Raw genomic sequence first — 15,602 nt, forward strand, 5'->3', positions numbered from 1 at the left:
ACCTCGCTGAACCAGGCATGGCCGACCCGATGGGACCGGCCATGTGCTTGAGCAAACCAGATCAGTTGCTGGCGATGCAGTCGTTCAGCTGCTCGACAAGATCTTTGGCGCCTTCGTGGGGCGTCATGTCGCCGTCGGCGACGGCGGCGGCATTGTCCGTGACGATCGACTTGTAGCAGTTGGGATAAGCGCCGACGAAATAGGGCGGCTGGACTTCGAGTGCGTATTTCACCGCCTCGACGGATTTCGCGACAAGGGGCAGCGACGTCACTTCCGGATCAGCCATTGCCGCGGCATTGCCGTTATAGCGTGACAAAAGCTTGGCCCAGCGGAGCATCTGTTTCTTTTCGGCGACATAGGATGCGAACTGCCAGGCGATATCGGCATTCTTGCCGGGAGCGACAGACAGGATTTCGTAACTCTTTACCCCGCCATGATCACCTTCCTTGGCTGCCGGCACAAGCACGAAGTCGTATTTCAGGCCGGAATCCGTTGCTGCCTGCTTATAGGTCGGATCTACCCAGGGGCCGACGACATGAAATGCAAGCTGGTTGGTGATGAACAGGTCCTTGGTTGCCTGATCGTTACGGCTCGTGCCGCTGGTCAGCGGCGCCATGTCAACGAAGAGCTGAAGTGCCTTGGCATAGCTTTCGGGTTTGACAAGAGTCTTGTTGGTGGCGAAGTCGATGCCCCAGTCGCTGTCGGGTCCAACAACCGCATAGGTGCTGGCAACCGAGTTGAACACCTGGGTCTGGTCCGGCATGGCGAACTTGCCGGCAGCCTTCACCTTCTTCATCTGGTCCAACCATTCGGCCCAGTCCTTGGGAGGGGTGGACGTATCGATGCCTGCTTCCTGAAGCACTGTAAGATTGCGGAAAAGGATCTCGCCGAAGCCGGTATAGGGCAGGCAATACATGGTGTCCGGCTTCGGCATGCAGCTTGCGATCGCATCCTTGTCGAACTGGTCGCGGTAGGACTGCGGCATCGCCATCCATTTCGAATAGATGTTGTCCAGCGCGCCGGCTTCGACGAGTTGCGCGCCGGATGCCAGGCCGTTCATGAACACATCCGGGAGATTGCCGCTGGCAGCACCGGTTACCTGACCTGTCGTCAGATCATCGTCACCCTTGCCCGATATGCTGATCTTGACGCCCGGATGAGCCGCTTCGAATTCTGCAATGAATTCCTGCTGGAGCTTGAGAGCTTCGCCCTGGGCGAAGTCGGAATAAACCCAATATTGCAATGTCACCGGTGTCTGCGCACTGGCAGTAGTGGCAGCAAGGGAAATCGCGAAAAAACTACACCCTGCGAGAAGTCGTACGGCACGCATAGTTACCCTCCGAATAAGGCTGATTTTGCTGTTCCAGGTTCGGGATGCGTCGCGAAAGCCGAGACGTCCCGTTTGTTCTCTTGATTATGTTACGTAGCCTAACAAACAAATCCAGATGCGCAATTGCTTTTTTGCCAAAAAGGTCAAATAGGCGTGTTAGGCCGCGCAACACCTATCTTGCGGGCCATATTGATCAGACCAGATTGGTTGTCGCTGGTGGCTATTCGGCGCCCAGAATCAGATTGCAGGCATGTTCTGCCGCGAGCTTTTCTATGCCGAGCACTGTCGCATCAGCCCCGAGCGTGCTCGATTGGATCTCTGTCGGGTAACTGAGACGGTTTGCCATATCGCGGACATGTGGAAGAATGAGCGGACTTGTGCCGATGCCACCGCCCAGGACGACGAGACCTGGATCGACAATGCTCACGCAGGTCGCAACGACAGCGCCGATATCCCGGGCATGCCGCTCGACTGCAGCATTGGCTGCCTCATGTCCGTCTCTGGCCAATGTGAGCAAGTGTGCCGTATCTTGCGGCGGCGTCCCCGCATTCGCAGGCCAGGCTTGGTGAACGCGCGCCATCAGCGCCTCGGTGCCGAGATAGTATTCAAGCTCGGCTGCGTTGGCAGGCAGCGCGTTCGGCCCAAATGGAAATGCGATGTGGCTGATTTCGCCCGCGGCGCCGTTTCTGCCCTGCAAAAGCTGGCCGCGTAACACGATGCCCATGCCGATTTTCAGGCCCACCTGAACATAGGCAAAGTCCTGTCTTCCTTGCGCCACGCCGTGGCTGTGCTCGGCAATCGCAGCGCAATTGACGTTGTTTTCAAGAACAACAGGAACATCCGCAGGCGGAGTAAAGTGGCTGAATATCTGCTCCTGCCGCGTGGTTCTGGCATCGCCATCGTCATTGACGACGCGTGACGGCAGGGCAATCCCGATCGCGCGGAGCGGACCCCATGCCGCCTCCGTCAACTGGCGGGAGGCCTCGATTTCCTCGGCGACCGCGACACTGATCTCATCTCCGAGATACCGCTGGCTCGATGATAGCCGATAAGTGCGGTGGTGGAGCAGGCGCCGGTCGAGCGTCGACACGCGCAGGCGAATATGTGTTGAACCCGCGTCGACGGAAATGATGTGACCAACTTTCTCCCCAAGGCGGTACATCGCGGCCTTGCGGCCGACGGCGCCCTGGATTTCCCCGATCTTCTCCACATAGCCGAACCGGTCAAGTTCAGCCATGGACGACGACATCGTTGGGCGCGAAAGGCCCAATGCCTCGCAGAGTTGCGGACGAGTCGCCTGCCCTTCGGAAAACAGCATGCGAAAGACCGCGCGTGCGCTCGAGGTGAAGCCACTTCGACTGATCTGGCCGGATGTTCCCGCGACTTTCAACGTTTGCCTTTCGATAAAGTAAAGCTGCTTGACAAATAGCTACACGATCAGCTTGCTTATGGCAATTCAACCATTTTGGGCGTGCACATGACACAGGCGGTAGAGCAAATCGAGGTAGGTTATGACGTACCTGCAATGATAGGTGATCGGATCGAGGATATCGAGACTCCGGCGCTGATCATTGATCTTGATGCCTTCGAGCGAAATTGCACGAGAATGCGCGATTATACCGAGGCTATGGGGGTCAGGCTTCGCGCCCATGCCAAGACCCATAAATCAGCGGACATTGCCCGCCATCAGATGGCTCACGGGGGTGCTTGCGGAATATGCTGCCAGAAAGTGTCAGAGGCCGAAGCCCTGATCAGATCAGGCGTTACCGATATCCTGATTGCAAACGAAGTGAGTGGCCGACGCAAGGTCGAGCGGCTGGCGCGGCTGGCGAAAAAGGCACGAATTCTTGTCTGCGTCGACAATGCCGAAAATGTCGAAGAACTGTCGGCCGCTGCCGTCGCCAATGATGTGACGATTGAGGTGCTGGTCGAGATCGATTGTGGTGCACGGCGCTGCGGTACGCAGCCGGGCGAACCCGCGCTGGAGTTAGCCCGAAAGGTATCCGTAGCCGAAAGGCTCGTGTTCGCCGGTTTGCAGGCCTATAACGGCCCAGCCCAGCATATCGAGGACCCGATCAATCGGCGGGCTGCGATCGAACGTTCGACGGAACTCGCGCGCAAGACGATCGAGCTTCTCAGTGCCAATGGCATTGAATGCGATATCGTCGGTGGTGCGGGAACCGGGAGCCATTACCTGGAAGGTAAGTCCGGCATCTATAACGAGTTACAGGCCGGATCCTACATATTCATGGATGCCCATTATGGCCGCGTTCGAGGCGAAAACAATATGCAGGTCGGCGGTTTCGAGCATGCTCTATTTGTGCTAACGTCGATCATGAGCAAGCCCGAACCGGGGCGCGCCGTCTGCGATGCAGGTTTGAAAGCTCATTCCATCGACAGCGGGCTTCCGATCGTGTTCGAGGTGCCCGATCTGGCCTATGTTTCGGCTTCCGACGAACACGGTGTGATTGAGGATCCCGGCCATCGCCTGAAGTTGAACTCGAAGCTAAGGCTAATCCCTGGTCACTGCGATCCCACATGTAATCTTTACGATTGGTTCGTCGGTGTTCGGCACGATAGGGTGGAAACACTCTGGCCGGTGACCGCACGTGGCAAGGTTTACTAGCTGCATCCGGTAGCTCGTAGCTGCTGCTGGACGGTCCTCCTCCCATCGAGAGCGCAAAAGAGCCGCGAGCGGATAATGGCAGCATAAGATTTGTCGTATCTCATCAAAAGCTCATTGATAGGAGTGGTTCTCGCTTGCCCGGCATTAGCTTGCCCCACTATTTCGGTGGGCAAGTACTTCTATCAGGATCTCAGCGGAGACGGCGAACGGCTGAACGGAGCGAAATCATACATAGTCACTTTCGCCAAGGACGCCACGCCGCCCGTCGAAGGCCTCTGGTCTTTGACGCTTTACCACGACAAGCACTTCTTCGTCCCGAACGAACTCTCCCGGTTTTTTCTTGCCACCAAGAACAAGGGCATGAAGACGAACCCCGACGGGTCGCTGACCATCTATGTCCAGGAGAGGTCCCCAGGCAAAGAGAACGAGGCCAATTGGCCTCCGGCGCCGAATGGGGATTTTTCACTCTACCTGCGGGCTTACTGGCCGAAGACTCAAACTGTCGACGGTTCGTGGACGCCGCCGCCCGTAGTCGTGGTACGGCCTGTGAGGGCGGTGCGTGACCGCTGGCCTCGATGAGATCCGCGAAACGAGGAGCTGAATCACATCCACGCACTTTGGAGTGCACTGAGGTTGGCGGCTTCGCTCGTTCCGGAATTTCGTCCCATGGCTTCATCGTTTGCTGTTGCACCTTGCATCTGTCGGCCGACGCCGGTCAGATCAGTTATAAGTCCTGATACTCTTCAGATTGCCGCTAAATTTTGGGATGGTTCCAGAGGGGCGTAGATTCCGCCCTTATTCAAGAGGGCCCAGATGATGCGAGCCATTTTGTTGGCCAACGCGACAGCGGCCACCTTAAATGGACGTCTGGCAAGCAGCGCTTTTAACCAAGGTCGTGCCTCTTCATCGTTCCGGGCAATCCGCAGAACGGCTGTCGCTCCGAGGACCAGGAGAACACGGAGTTCGGGATTCCCCATTTTCGATATTCTACCCAATCGCTCTTTGCCTCCGCTGGAATGAGGCCTGGGGGTCAGTCCCACCCAAGCGGCGAAGTGCCGCCCGGACTTAAACCCGCCGGGATCCGGAACCACGGCTTTGATCGTCGCTGCGGTTATGGCACCAACCCCGGGGATTGTTGTCAGTCGACGCATGCTCTCATCGCGCTTCGATTCCGTAACGATTGTACGCTCGAGCACGCCGATCTGAATGGCCAAGGCGTCGATCTGATCGACAATAGCTGTGAGGGCGAATCGTGCCGCTGTGGGTAGTCGGGTATCTTCAGCTTCCCGAACGATGGTCATCAGTGCCGCTACGTTGGCAAGGCCACCGGCCGCGATGATGCCCAGTTCGGCCAGATGTGCTCGTAGGGCATTAACCGATTGCGTTCTCTGCTGCACCAGAAGAGCACGGGTCTTCAGGACCATCGCATCCGCTTGCTGCTCGGCGGTCTTGATGGGGACGAAGCGCATGGTCTTGCGGATCACCGCTTCGCTGATGGCTTCCGCATCGGCCGCGTCCGTCTTGCCGCGCTTGACGAAAGGTTTGACATAAGCCGGCGGAATGAGACGCACATCATGACCAAGTTGAGCAATCTCCCGCGCCCAATAGTGCGCGCCACCACATGCCTCCATGCCAACCATGCACGGAGGCAGTCTTTCGAAGAAGCGCAGCACTTCCGTGCGCCGCAGTTTCCGATTGAACAGGGCCGAACCTTCATTGTCGGCACCGTGAACTTGGAAGACGTGTTTGGCTAAATCCAGCCCGATTGTGCTAACTTGCTTCATGGAACGGTCCCTCCTTTGTGGCGTTCGAGCAACGACCACGTTTTAGCACTAGATGCTGTCGGAGCGGGCCGTTCCACCTCATCACATACGGTCGCCGCTCTCACGCGGCTGCACCATTATCCCGCTTTCGACGGGTACGGGCTCAGGAGAACGGGACCAAACTCAAGATCGGCGTTTCAAGGCCAAAAGGATTCCCGGTTCGTCCACCTGGGTCCGTCAGGGCTGATCAGGCCCTGAGGATTAGAACTGTGTTTCGCAGTTTGTCATTCAGGCGGCTTTCATGATTGCACCTTCGATGACGAGCCGAAGCTCACATACTTCCACAGGGCCACTAGCAGCTTACGCGCGAGCGCAACGATCATCGGCGTCTTTAAGCGGCCGGCGTTCCGCGCGATGCGTTCCTTAAACCATAGCGTTAAGGTCGATCTCGGTTGGTGGCGCAGCCATAGCCAGGCGAGTTCGACCATCGTTGCCCGCAATCGCGGATTTCCCGCTTTCGAGACCCCTTGTTCGCGATTGACGTTGCCGCTTTGCCAAGGGGAGGGCGCAAGGCCCGCATAGGATGCGATTTGTCGCCGATTGTCGAAGTGTCGGAACAAGCCTTCCGTGTAAAGTATCGTAGCGAACTCTGGGCCTATTCCTTTGATGCCTAAAAGCGCGGTCGCCTCTTTCGGCGTTTCCGGCGTATCCTGAACGATCAAGGCATCTCGCTCGGCTTCAACAGCCTTGATTTGTGTGAGCAACAATTCGAGACGATCGAGTTCTCTGCAGATTTCCGCTTTCAAATGCTTTGAGAGCGGCCGACCATCGCCAGTCCGAAGTTTTTCCAGACGTTGGCGGCGATCTCCATTGACAGGTTGGTAATCCCGAATCCCTTGCGTGTAGAGCAGCCCCTTTATGCGGTTGACGTGGAAGACACGTTCCGCAATCAGAGTTTTCCGCTCCCGTCCAATCCGTCGATTGTCGTCTTCCTCGGGTGAAAGAAGTTTGACCATTGAGCACGCGCGAGGCTCGCCACGTTTCCATGCCATCAATGCGCGGATCAGTGTTTCGCCGTCGATGCGGTCGGTCTTCGCCCGGCGGTGCCGGCGCGGCATGGTAATTGATGCGGCCTCTACAATGTGGCCCTCGATCCAAGCTTCCTTGCTGAGCACTCGTCCCAGCCAAGAGCCGTCCAGTCCGGCCTCCTGTATCACTACCAGTGGGTAAAGTATGTTCTTTCGTCGAACGGCTTTCTGACGAAGCGCTGCAAAGCATGCGAACAAGCCGGCAATATCCCCTCCAATAACGGAGTGGCGGGACATCTTCTCGCTGCTTGGCGACAGAGCTGTCACCAGCCACGTCGATTCACTCAATTCCAACGAGACGAAAATTGCGCCAAGATCGACGGGGGTAGCGGTCTGTGCTTGAGTTGGATCTGCTGTCATCGGCATGATTGGCCTCCAGAGAGTTTTCTAGCGACCTCACTCTGCCACGGTGCAGGCCGCTACTCACCCCTGATGGGATCTCAAGAGCTTCAACGCAAGCCTATCGAGTGTCGATGTATATCCCATTGACATATCCTTGGCTGCGCATTAGCTTTCGGTATATCCCATCTGTAGATGCCAGAGGAGTAAGTTATGGAGCAGGGTGCGGTATTTCAGAGTAATCGTAGCCAGGCTATCCGGCTTCCAAAGGCAGTCGCTCTTCCGGATGATGTGAAGCGAGTCGATATCGTCGCGGTTGGGCGTACTCGAATTATCGCCCCCGCCGGGGAGGTCTGGGATAGCTGGTTTGACGGCGCCGCTGCGACTTCCGACTTCATGAGCGAACGTGATCAGCCTGCCCTGCAGGAGCGTGAGGCATTCTGATGTTGAAATACATGTTGGACACCAACATCTGCATCTTCACCATCAAGAACAAACCAGAGCACATGCGAGATGCGTTCAATCGCCACCACGGTCAGCTTTGTATTAGTTCAGTCAGCCTGATGGAGCTGATATATGGAGCAGAGAAATCGGCTATCTCAGAACGCAACTTGGCCGTCGTTGAGGGGTTCGCCGCCCGCCTGGAAGTGCTATCTTATGACGAGATAGCGGCGACTCACACTGGCCAGCTGCGTGCTGAACTTGCACGAAACGGAACGCCCATTGGTCCATATGATCAACTTATAGCTGGACACGCTCGGTCGCGCGGATTGATCGTCGTCACAAACAACCGCCGCGAGTTTGATCGCGTGGCGGGCTTACGCGTCGAAGACTGGATCCTCTAACTCACTGAGATGTTCCTGACTGGCTTTACAATCTGACTGGGTTAGACATAAATCTACCGGATTAGCGGTTCTGATCCCATCAAGACCAAGACAGCCTCCTCTAAGCTTACTCATAGCTGCACCCGTACCGGGTCCCAGACTATTATCGGCCGTGTAACTCATCGAATGATAATACCGCCTTCGACTGCCCGGGCTGGGCTGTGAAATGCCAAGGCGTCACGCAACTGTTGAATAGGAAGCACCTTCACGGGCGGAAGCGCACATTCCGTCAAAAGCGTCCGGATACGTCGAAATCCCTCCTGCCGGACCTCCGACGACATGCCTGCCAAGAGCCATACGCTACAAACTATATTGCTTCCGCAAAACTAGTATAGCGCGCGAAATATTCGTTAAGAGGTTCTGGGAGCGCACAATTTCAGACATTGAAAGCCAAGCCTCACTATACTAGAATTGCACAAATGATATAAGGGCAATGCCGTGAAACAAATCGACATGGTTTTCCGCACGATGATCGCGGAGCTTCAACAGAGAGCGTTCGACGACGCCTGGTCCGAGGATTTCCCACCAGTTGGTCGTTTCGTCCCTGTCAAAGTCGATAATCGCAAATACTGGTATTTCGATCAACCGAATGACGAAGGCGGGCAAAAGAGAAAGTACGTAGGTCCTGCTGATGATCCCGACATCTCGGCGCGGGCTGAAGACTTTAAAAGAGAGAAAGCCGACTACAAGGGCCGCCGAAAGATCGTGTCCGTTTTGACACGAGATGTCGGTTTGATCGCTCCGGATCCCTTCACTGGTGATGTCGTCGAGGCGCTCGCTAAAGCCGGCCTGTTCCGACTGCGAGGTATCCTCGTTGGAACAGTCGCGTTCCAGTGCTATTCAACCTATCTGGGTGTCCGTCTACCAATGGCCTCTATCCTTACCGGCGATGCTGACATTGCCCAGGATTATGCGATTTCTGCGGAAGTCTCGGACACGCTCCCCCCGATCCTCGACCTCCTGCAAGATCTCGATCCCTCATTTCGAGCCGTCCCCCACATCTCTGGTTCGCCGCGATCAAATGCTTTCCGAAATCTGGCCGGCTATCGCATCGAGTTTCTAACGACGAACAGAGGGAGCGAGGAAAATGCCGACGAACCGGCAAAGATGCCCGCACTCGGCGGGGCCTCGGCTGAACCATTACGGTTCATGGATTTCCTGATCCGGGACCCGGTGCGATCAATCCTTCTATATGGTCCTGGTATCACAGTCGTTGTCCCATCTCCCGAGCGATATGCCGTCCATAAAATGATTATTGCAGGTCGGCGCCAAAATGATGCCGGTGGCGAAGCAAAACGCCAGAAAGACATCAGACAAGCTGAGCTGTTGCTACTTGGTATGCGACAATTCTACAGGCGGGATCTCGTCGCCGCTGCATTCGGTGAAGCCTGGGAACGGGGTCCGTCATGGCAGGCGGCAATCATCGAAGGCATCGGAATGATGACGGAAGAGGCAAGACTGGTCGCCGAGTTCAATCTGAAGAACGGGCAGGAGATGCTCGCGTCAGCCGCAGCCAGAGAGCGATACGGCCTCGATCATAATGAGGATTGACCTTATACAAACTCCGCAGAACAGCTGGCTTATCCGTTTTAAGTGATGCCAGACTAAGTCGCTAGCATCAAAACCGAAATTAGGCCTCCACCCCGTGATCTCTCGTCCCGTGCTTGGTGCTGCGCAGCCGCATTGAAGCGGCTCCAGGTTCTCCGAAACTGGCGGGTCGAGCTGAAGCCGGCGCGCTCGGCGATGTTGTCGATCGATTGCATCGCCTCAAGGTGAACCCACATTTGAGGCACGTGGCCAGTGTAGCAGCCTTACCGTCCAGACCCACACAACTGCGAACTCGAACCGATTAACCTGAGATCACCAGCTTGTATCATCATTCCGACGATAGCGGTCAGGGTGGCGCTCAGATAGGCCAATGGATCGACAGCGTTGAGCTTGCAGGTCTCTATGAGCGAAGCGATAGTCGCCCAGTTCTCTGCACCTGTATCGTGTCCGGCAAAAAGAGCGTTCTTCCGGTTCAACGCAATCGGCCTGATGGTCCGCTCGACGGTATTGTTGTCGACCTCGATCCGGCCATCGGTCAGGAAGATGCAGAGGCCATCCCAGTATTTGGCGATGTAGGAAAGCGCTTCGCCAAGCGGCGACTTGCCAGCGACGCGAGCACGATGATGCGTGAGCCAGTCCCGCATGTCTGCGATCAATGGCACTGATCGTTCCTGTCGCCTAGCCAAGCGAGCATCGGCGGGAAGACCGCGCAGCTCCGCCTCAATCCGATAGAGTTCACCAATCCGCTTCACACCCTCCTCAGCGATTGGTGCCGAGCCCGTGCGAGTGATCTCGACCAGCTTGCGCCTGGCGTGTGCCCAGCAATAGGCCAGCCGGATGTCGGGACCAACCCGATCCGATGCGATCAGCCGATTATACCCGGCATATCCATCGACCTGAAGGATGCCCGTAAATCCTTGCAGTATCCGCTCGGCATGTAGTCCCCCGCGACCGGGCGTATAGGTGAAGGCCACACCGGGCGGAGCACCGCCACTCCACGGTCTATCATCACGGGCCAAGGCCCAAAAGTATCCGGTCTTGGTTTTGCGGGAGCCAGGATCGAGCACTGGCGCACGGGTCTCGTCCATGAAGAGCTTGGTGGACCGCTTCAGGTCGGCGAGGAGAGCGTCGAAGACTGGGCGGAGTTCGAATGCCGCGCGACCGACCCAGTCGGCAAGCGTGGAACGGTCGAGATCAATACCCTGTCGGCTCATGATCTGGGCCTGCCGATAGAGCGGCAGGTGATCAGCATATTTGGACACCAACACATGCGCGATGGTCGCCTCTGTCGGCAATCCGGCGTGGATCAATCGTGCGGGCGCTGGAGCCTGAGATATGCCGTCGGTGCAGGCACGGCAGGCATATTTGGGACGACGAGTGACGATGACACGGAACTGCGCCGGAATGATATCCAGCCGCTCGGACACGTCCTCCCCGATGCAATGCAGACCGCCGCCACAGTTGCAGATCAAGCTATCCGGCTCGATGACCTCTTCGACACGAGGAAGATGGGCGGGAAGAGAGCCCCGATTGGCGGCGCGTGGTTTGGGTTGCGACTTACCTGGGGCGCTGTCGGCCTCGTCTTCGGCATGGATCGCCGCAATGACCGTTTCCAAGTCTTCAAGTGCAAGATCGAATTGCTCAGGATCGGCCTTCTCGGATTTGCGGCCAAAGGCGGCTTGTTTGAAAGCGGCGACCAGTTTCTCAAGCCGTTCGATCCGCTCGTCCTTGTGGACTTCCCGAAGCTGGGAGGCAATCAGCATCGCCTTCAGGGCAGCAATATCGTCTGGGAGATCGACCGCATCCAACATGCTTAAAGTCTATCAAATTGGGGGTCGCCTCGCTGTCGGAATTTGCGAACCGAGTCATCGTGACGCATCTATTCGACTGCGGTTGGCGCACGTGCCTCCACGGAGCGGACTCGACGCCAATCAAGTCCTGCAAACAGCGCTTCGAACTGGGCATGGCCCAAGGTCATCAGGCCGTCCCGAATGTCTGGCCAAGTGAACGTATGCTCCTCCAGGCGCTTGTAGGCCATCACCAAACCGCTGCCATCCCAATAGATCAGCTTCAATCGGTCCGCCTTGCGGGATCGGAATACGAAGATCGTTCCTGTAAACGGGTCCTTGTGCAACTCGTTTCTGACCAGCGCTGCCAGTCCATCATGGCCTTTGCGGAAATCGACGGGCTTGGTCGCCACCATGATCCGAACCCGGTTCGATGGAAAGATCATGCCGGAACCGCACAGGCACGCGCGACAGCGGCGATCCGGGCGGCGGACGCGCCTTCTTCCAACCTGATCGTGACAGCGCCGACGATGATCTCAGGGCGGCTGGCTTTCTTGAGGGGCGGCTCCGCAACGGGTGGATCGACGACAACCGCCGCGAACTCCACCGCATCCTCGGGTGCTGGCAGAACCAGCTTGCCCTGCCGTGCCATCGTTCGCCAAGTCGAGAGGTGGTTTGGCTTCAGGCCGTGGCGTTCTGCAACTTCATTCACCAACGCTCCGGGCCGAAGGCTCTCCGAAACGATCTGGGCCTTCACTTCGTCCGGCCAGTGCCGCTGTGGCTCACGCCCAGACTTCCTGGCCGTGAGAAACTCCAATGTAGTATCCATGGAGAAACTCCCGTTGCTCGTCCATGAATAGGCGATCACAGATCAGAGCGGCGAGGACAACGTGGGAGCGGGACACCGGTTACATTGAAAGAGGTCTAAGATCACTTTATCGCCGTGGCGGTTTCGAACGGGCGAAAGGGCTTTCGCTCTGGCTGGATTTTATCACGGGCACCTTTGATGATCGTGCCTTGCCGATGGATACTGTCGTCGCTCGCATCGCTGGATCTATGGAGGATGAAGCCAAAGGGAGAGGCCAGAACCCGGGCCTTGGCGATATCATTATTGCTGCGACAGCTCGAGCATACGATCTGACGGTTATTACCGAGAATATGCGGCACTTCGAACCTTTGAACGTCGCGGTAGATCTCCCAGTTTTCTTCAAGACTGATTGATCAAGCTAAGAAATCTCTGAACCTGCGGGTCGGAAGTTCGAGTCCGCTCAAGACCTTTACATATCATTTAATCCAAACTTACTTCCGAACTCACACTGTTCGCGCCTCAGGTGCCGCCCGTGGCGTGCATCAACAAGCCTTTGCCGCCATGCTCGATATCGTCACGCATTGCAGCCTGAGCCGCTTCCGCGTCCTTGTCGCGGAGAGCCTTAACGATGCGTCGGTGAGGGTGCGGCTCCCAGTCCGGCAATCCGGCATCATAGAGATGCGACAAGATTGGACCACAGCGAATCCATAACGTTTCAACAATGTCGTAGACGATCGGTAAGCGTCCCATGCGGCATAGCGTCAGGTGGAATTCGGTATTGAGATCGATCGCCTCCACGAATGCTTGAGATGCATGACATTCGGAAATGCGAGTGTGAATCTTCTCTAGAGCATCAATCTCTTCTGCATTTGCAACCGTCGCTGCCGCCCCCGCCGCTCTGCCCTCGAGGTCCATGCGGATCGCTCGAATCTCGAGCAACTGATCAAGCGTGAGGGTCGGCACCATTACTGTGCCGCGGGCATCTAGCGTCAAAGCCTTTTCGCTGACGAGCCGCAATAATGCCTCGCGCATAGGAGTCGCGCTGATACCAAAGCGCGCGGACATCGGGCGCAGACGCAGCATCTCTCCCGGCTTCAGCTGGCCACGCATTAGCGCCTGCCGAAGACCAAGATAGGCGCGATCGCTGAGGTTTTCCTTCACAATCGGTTGAGCCCAGTCGGCTTCGGATGCGGTGATCAGGTTATTTTCAATTGCGGTTCTTGACACTTATCACCCATCATGCAGATACTGTTATAACAAATAACATATAGCAAATTCCGGCTTGTGCGAAGAGGAATCGTACACAACGACGGGCGAGGAGGCCAGTCGTAGATGGGAATGAACTTGGAGGAAGTTCATGATTGCGCTCCGCAAAACTGCGGCTGCCTTCGGGCTTGAGCTAGTGCCGCTCGATGGCCTGATGTCGCCAGCAGCTGGTGATGTTTTAATCGAGGTTGCGGCTGCTGGTATTTGCGGTAGCGATCTCCATGCGTACGAATGGACGCCGGGTTACGAATTCATGGCCGCGAACCTGCCGGTTACGGTCGGTCATGAATTTTCCGGCGTCATCCGGTCCGTTGGCAAGGATGTTTCGGATTTCGCGCCAGGCGATCGTGTCGTCTGCTGGCCGACCAAGACGTGCGGCAAATGCAGTTCCTGTCTGGCCGATGAGCCGCAGAACTGCAGCCGCCGCAGCATTATCGGTCTGCATTGCGATGGCGGTTTTGCAGACATGGTAACGGTGCCGGTAGCCAATTGCCGGCATGTTCCAGACGAGCTCGATCTTTCCATCGCCGCCTTGAGCGAGCCGCTGGCAGTGGGCGTCAACGCTGTCGATATCGCTGATGTCCGACCGGGAGCGCGGGTCGTCGTGCTCGGACCAGGGCCGATCGGGCTCGGCATCGCCTGGGTCGCAAAACACCGCGGCGCTAAGGTGCTGATTGCCGGATTGTGCGATCCGCTGCGCCTGTCGCTGGCTTTACAGATGGGCATCGATGATGCCTTCGATCTCGCTGACAAAAGCCTCGAACAGGCGGTGGCGGACGCCTTCGGCCAGTCTGCCGATCGCGTCATCGAGGCAACCGGCGTAGCTCGCTCCGTATCCGACGGCCTAGCTGTCCTGCGACCGGGAGGCATCTTAGTCGTCGCTGGCATCCATTCCAAACCGCTGGAACTCGATCTGACGCGATTTGTGCGTGAGAAGAAGCAGTTGCGTGGTGCCCATGACACGACGGACCGGGCGTTGCGCGAAGCGATCCAACTTCTGGCTGAAAATTCCGATGCCCTGTCGAAGCTTATCACTCACCGGCGTCCACTATCGAGCGGCATCGAGGCATTCGAGCTGGCGCGCGGCCGACAGGCGGTGAAGGTGCTGCTGTTTCCGCAAGGACAGGATGTGACATTCGAAGGGGAAGACGCATGAGCGGAATGACGCGAGCCGTAATCGCCAAGGGTGCGGGCGGGCCGGATGTGCTTGCAATCGTAGAACGCGAGTTGAATGCTCCCGGCACTGGGGAAATGATCGTGTGTGTGCATGCAGCCGGTATCAACCGCCCGGACGTCATGCAGCGGCAAGGCAATTATCCGCCGCCGCCGGGGGCTTCCGACGTTTTGGGCCTCGAACTTGCCGGAGTGGTGGAAACGGTCGGGCCGGGCGTCACGCGTTTCAAGGCGGGTGACAGGGTTATGGCGCTGGTCCACAGCGGCGCTTATGCAGAGCGGGCGATCATCCAGGAAGGCGCAGCGTTGCCCATTCCCGAAGGCATGTCCTTCGTCGAGGCGGGCGCGTTTCCCGAGACCTATTTCACTGTTTGGAGCAATGTCTTTGAACGTGCCGGCCTCAAGCGCGGCGAAACGCTACTCATTCATGGCGGCACATCGGGGATCGGCACGACGGCGCTGAAACTTGCAAAGGCTTTCGGCGCAAAGGTAATCGTTACAGCCGGTTCCGCCGAAAAATGCCAGGCCTGCCTCGACCTCGGCGCCGATGCCGCCATCGATTATCGCCGAGACGATTTCGTTGCAGTTTCGAAAGAGCTGACGGACGGCAAGGGCCCGGACGTCATTCTCGACATGGTAGGCGGCAGCTATATCCAGCGCAATCTCGAAGCGATCGCAGCGGATGGGCGTATCGCCCAGATCGCCTTCCAGCAGGGACCCAAAGCCGAGCTCGATCTGCTGCCGCTTCTGATGAAGCGCGTCACCCTGACCGGATCGACGCTTCGGGCTCGGCCGATCGAGATGAAGGCGCGGCTTGCTGCGGCGCTCCAGGCAAATGTCCTGCCGCTGCTTTCCAGGGAGGAGGCGCGGCCGCTGATCGATTCCACTTTCGCGTTCGACAAGGTTGCCGAAGCCCATGCGCGGATGGATGGCGGCAGCCACACAGGAAAGATCGTTCTCGTCATGGAGGAACAGGGCTGAACCAATGTC

At 57.3% G+C, this 15,602-nt stretch carries 15 protein-coding genes and 1 pseudogene; 8 read left to right on the forward strand and 8 right to left on the reverse strand.

Annotation, left to right across the window (positions count from 1 at the left end; all coding sequences use genetic code 11):
- Positions 1-61: 61 nt before the first annotated feature.
- Together JNB91_RS17660 and JNB91_RS17665 are read right to left on the reverse strand one after the other, a co-directional pair.
- A complete protein-coding gene (locus JNB91_RS17660; protein ID WP_220326828.1) occupies positions 62-1,330 on the reverse strand; it encodes an ABC transporter substrate-binding protein in 1,269 nt (422 codons plus the stop codon).
- Between the two features lie 220 nt (positions 1,331-1,550).
- Positions 1,551-2,720 (reverse strand): ROK family transcriptional regulator, encoded by a 1,170-nt coding sequence (locus tag JNB91_RS17665; RefSeq protein WP_223218239.1) that lies wholly within the window; start codon positions 2,718-2,720, stop codon positions 1,551-1,553.
- Positions 2,721-2,807: 87 nt separating this feature from the next.
- Between JNB91_RS17665 and JNB91_RS17670 the strand changes: the two genes are divergently transcribed.
- Together JNB91_RS17670 and JNB91_RS17675 are read left to right on the forward strand one after the other, a co-directional pair.
- The gene (locus tag JNB91_RS17670; RefSeq protein WP_220326829.1) at positions 2,808-3,956 is read left to right on the forward strand and encodes a DSD1 family PLP-dependent enzyme; all 1,149 of its coding nucleotides are present in this window, start codon (positions 2,808-2,810) and stop codon (positions 3,954-3,956) included.
- A 90-nt stretch (positions 3,957-4,046) separates the two neighbouring features.
- Positions 4,047-4,535 (forward strand): DUF1214 domain-containing protein, encoded by a 489-nt coding sequence (locus JNB91_RS17675; protein ID WP_220326830.1) that lies wholly within the window; start codon positions 4,047-4,049, stop codon positions 4,533-4,535.
- Between the two features lie 164 nt (positions 4,536-4,699).
- Here JNB91_RS17675 and JNB91_RS17680 read toward each other — a convergent pair whose 3' ends face one another.
- Positions 4,700-5,740, reverse strand: a complete 1,041-nt coding sequence (locus JNB91_RS17680) for an IS110 family RNA-guided transposase (protein WP_220326831.1) — start codon at positions 5,738-5,740, stop codon at positions 4,700-4,702.
- A gap of 267 nt (positions 5,741-6,007) precedes the next feature.
- Positions 6,008-7,173, reverse strand: a pseudogene (locus JNB91_RS17685) (IS110 family RNA-guided transposase).
- A 186-nt stretch (positions 7,174-7,359) separates the two neighbouring features.
- Here JNB91_RS17685 and vapB point away from each other — a divergent pair.
- The 3 genes from vapB to JNB91_RS17700 all read left to right on the forward strand — a co-directional run bounded on the left by vapB (position 7,360) and on the right by JNB91_RS17700 (position 9,581).
- Positions 7,360-7,590 (forward strand): type II toxin-antitoxin system VapB family antitoxin, encoded by a 231-nt coding sequence (gene vapB, locus JNB91_RS17690; protein WP_220326832.1) that lies wholly within the window; start codon positions 7,360-7,362, stop codon positions 7,588-7,590.
- On the forward strand, positions 7,590-7,991 hold the full coding sequence (gene vapC / locus JNB91_RS17695; RefSeq protein ID WP_220326833.1) for a type II toxin-antitoxin system tRNA(fMet)-specific endonuclease VapC: 402 nt from the start codon (positions 7,590-7,592) through the stop codon (positions 7,989-7,991). Before vapB ends, vapC begins: the two co-directional genes overlap by 1 nt.
- Before the next feature lie 477 nt (positions 7,992-8,468).
- On the forward strand, positions 8,469-9,581 hold the full coding sequence (locus JNB91_RS17700) for a nucleotidyltransferase family protein (protein ID WP_220326834.1): 1,113 nt from the start codon (positions 8,469-8,471) through the stop codon (positions 9,579-9,581).
- A gap of 260 nt (positions 9,582-9,841) precedes the next feature.
- On the opposite strand, the gene tnpC is transcribed toward JNB91_RS17700, so the two are convergent.
- From tnpC to tnpA, 3 genes are all read right to left on the reverse strand, one after another.
- A complete protein-coding gene (gene tnpC / locus JNB91_RS17705) occupies positions 9,842-11,389 on the reverse strand; it encodes an IS66 family transposase (RefSeq protein ID WP_223218240.1) in 1,548 nt (515 codons plus the stop codon).
- A 68-nt stretch (positions 11,390-11,457) separates the two neighbouring features.
- Positions 11,458-11,811 (reverse strand): IS66 family insertion sequence element accessory protein TnpB, encoded by a 354-nt coding sequence (gene tnpB, locus JNB91_RS17710; protein ID WP_220326835.1) that lies wholly within the window; start codon positions 11,809-11,811, stop codon positions 11,458-11,460.
- Positions 11,808-12,194: an IS66-like element accessory protein TnpA gene (tnpA, locus tag JNB91_RS17715; RefSeq protein WP_145162235.1), complete on the reverse strand. Its 387-nt coding sequence runs from the start codon at positions 12,192-12,194 to the stop codon at positions 11,808-11,810. The genes tnpB and tnpA overlap by 4 nt, the downstream gene beginning before the upstream one ends.
- A gap of 23 nt (positions 12,195-12,217) precedes the next feature.
- On the opposite strand from tnpA, the gene JNB91_RS17720 reads away from it, so the two are divergent.
- Entirely contained in the window at positions 12,218-12,586 is a 369-nt protein-coding gene (locus JNB91_RS17720; protein WP_220326836.1) for a PIN domain-containing protein, read from the forward strand.
- A 106-nt stretch (positions 12,587-12,692) separates the two neighbouring features.
- Here JNB91_RS17720 and JNB91_RS17725 read toward each other — a convergent pair whose 3' ends face one another.
- A complete protein-coding gene (locus tag JNB91_RS17725) occupies positions 12,693-13,400 on the reverse strand; it encodes a GntR family transcriptional regulator (protein WP_430736307.1) in 708 nt (235 codons plus the stop codon).
- A gap of 130 nt (positions 13,401-13,530) precedes the next feature.
- On the opposite strand from JNB91_RS17725, the gene JNB91_RS17730 reads away from it, so the two are divergent.
- Together JNB91_RS17730 and JNB91_RS17735 are read left to right on the forward strand one after the other, a co-directional pair.
- Positions 13,531-14,595 carry a zinc-dependent alcohol dehydrogenase gene (locus JNB91_RS17730; protein ID WP_220326837.1) on the forward strand — a complete coding sequence of 355 codons (1,065 nt, stop codon included), beginning with the start codon at positions 13,531-13,533 and terminating at the stop codon, positions 14,593-14,595.
- Positions 14,592-15,593, forward strand: coding sequence for an NAD(P)H-quinone oxidoreductase (locus tag JNB91_RS17735; protein WP_220326838.1), 1,002 nt, complete (start codon positions 14,592-14,594; stop codon positions 15,591-15,593). The genes JNB91_RS17730 and JNB91_RS17735 overlap by 4 nt, the downstream gene beginning before the upstream one ends.
- Positions 15,594-15,602: the final 9 nt, after the last annotated feature.

The sequence above is a fragment of the Aliirhizobium wenxiniae genome (genome assembly GCF_019511445.1).
Taxonomy (GTDB): Bacteria; Pseudomonadota; Alphaproteobacteria; order Rhizobiales; family Rhizobiaceae; genus Neorhizobium; species Neorhizobium wenxiniae_A.

Coding starts and splice junctions, on each gene's coding strand:
- JNB91_RS17670 (WP_220326829.1), top strand. CDS start 2,808: ATGACACAGGCGGTAGAGCAAATCGAGGTAGGTTATGACGTACCTGCA.
- vapC (WP_220326833.1), top strand. CDS start 7,590: ATGTTGAAATACATGTTGGACACCAACATCTGCATCTTCACCATCAAG.
- JNB91_RS17680 (WP_220326831.1), bottom strand. CDS start 5,740: ATGAAGCAAGTTAGCACAATCGGGCTGGATTTAGCCAAACACGTCTTC.
- vapB (WP_220326832.1), top strand. CDS start 7,360: ATGGAGCAGGGTGCGGTATTTCAGAGTAATCGTAGCCAGGCTATCCGG.
- tnpA (WP_145162235.1), bottom strand. CDS start 12,194: ATGGATACTACATTGGAGTTTCTCACGGCCAGGAAGTCTGGGCGTGAG.
- JNB91_RS17735 (WP_220326838.1), top strand. CDS start 14,592: ATGAGCGGAATGACGCGAGCCGTAATCGCCAAGGGTGCGGGCGGGCCG.
- JNB91_RS17660 (WP_220326828.1), bottom strand. CDS start 1,330: ATGCGTGCCGTACGACTTCTCGCAGGGTGTAGTTTTTTCGCGATTTCC.
- JNB91_RS17730 (WP_220326837.1), top strand. CDS start 13,531: ATGATTGCGCTCCGCAAAACTGCGGCTGCCTTCGGGCTTGAGCTAGTG.
- JNB91_RS17720 (WP_220326836.1), top strand. CDS start 12,218: ATGAATAGGCGATCACAGATCAGAGCGGCGAGGACAACGTGGGAGCGG.
- tnpC (WP_223218240.1), bottom strand. CDS start 11,389: ATGTTGGATGCGGTCGATCTCCCAGACGATATTGCTGCCCTGAAGGCG.
- tnpB (WP_220326835.1), bottom strand. CDS start 11,811: ATGATCTTTCCATCGAACCGGGTTCGGATCATGGTGGCGACCAAGCCC.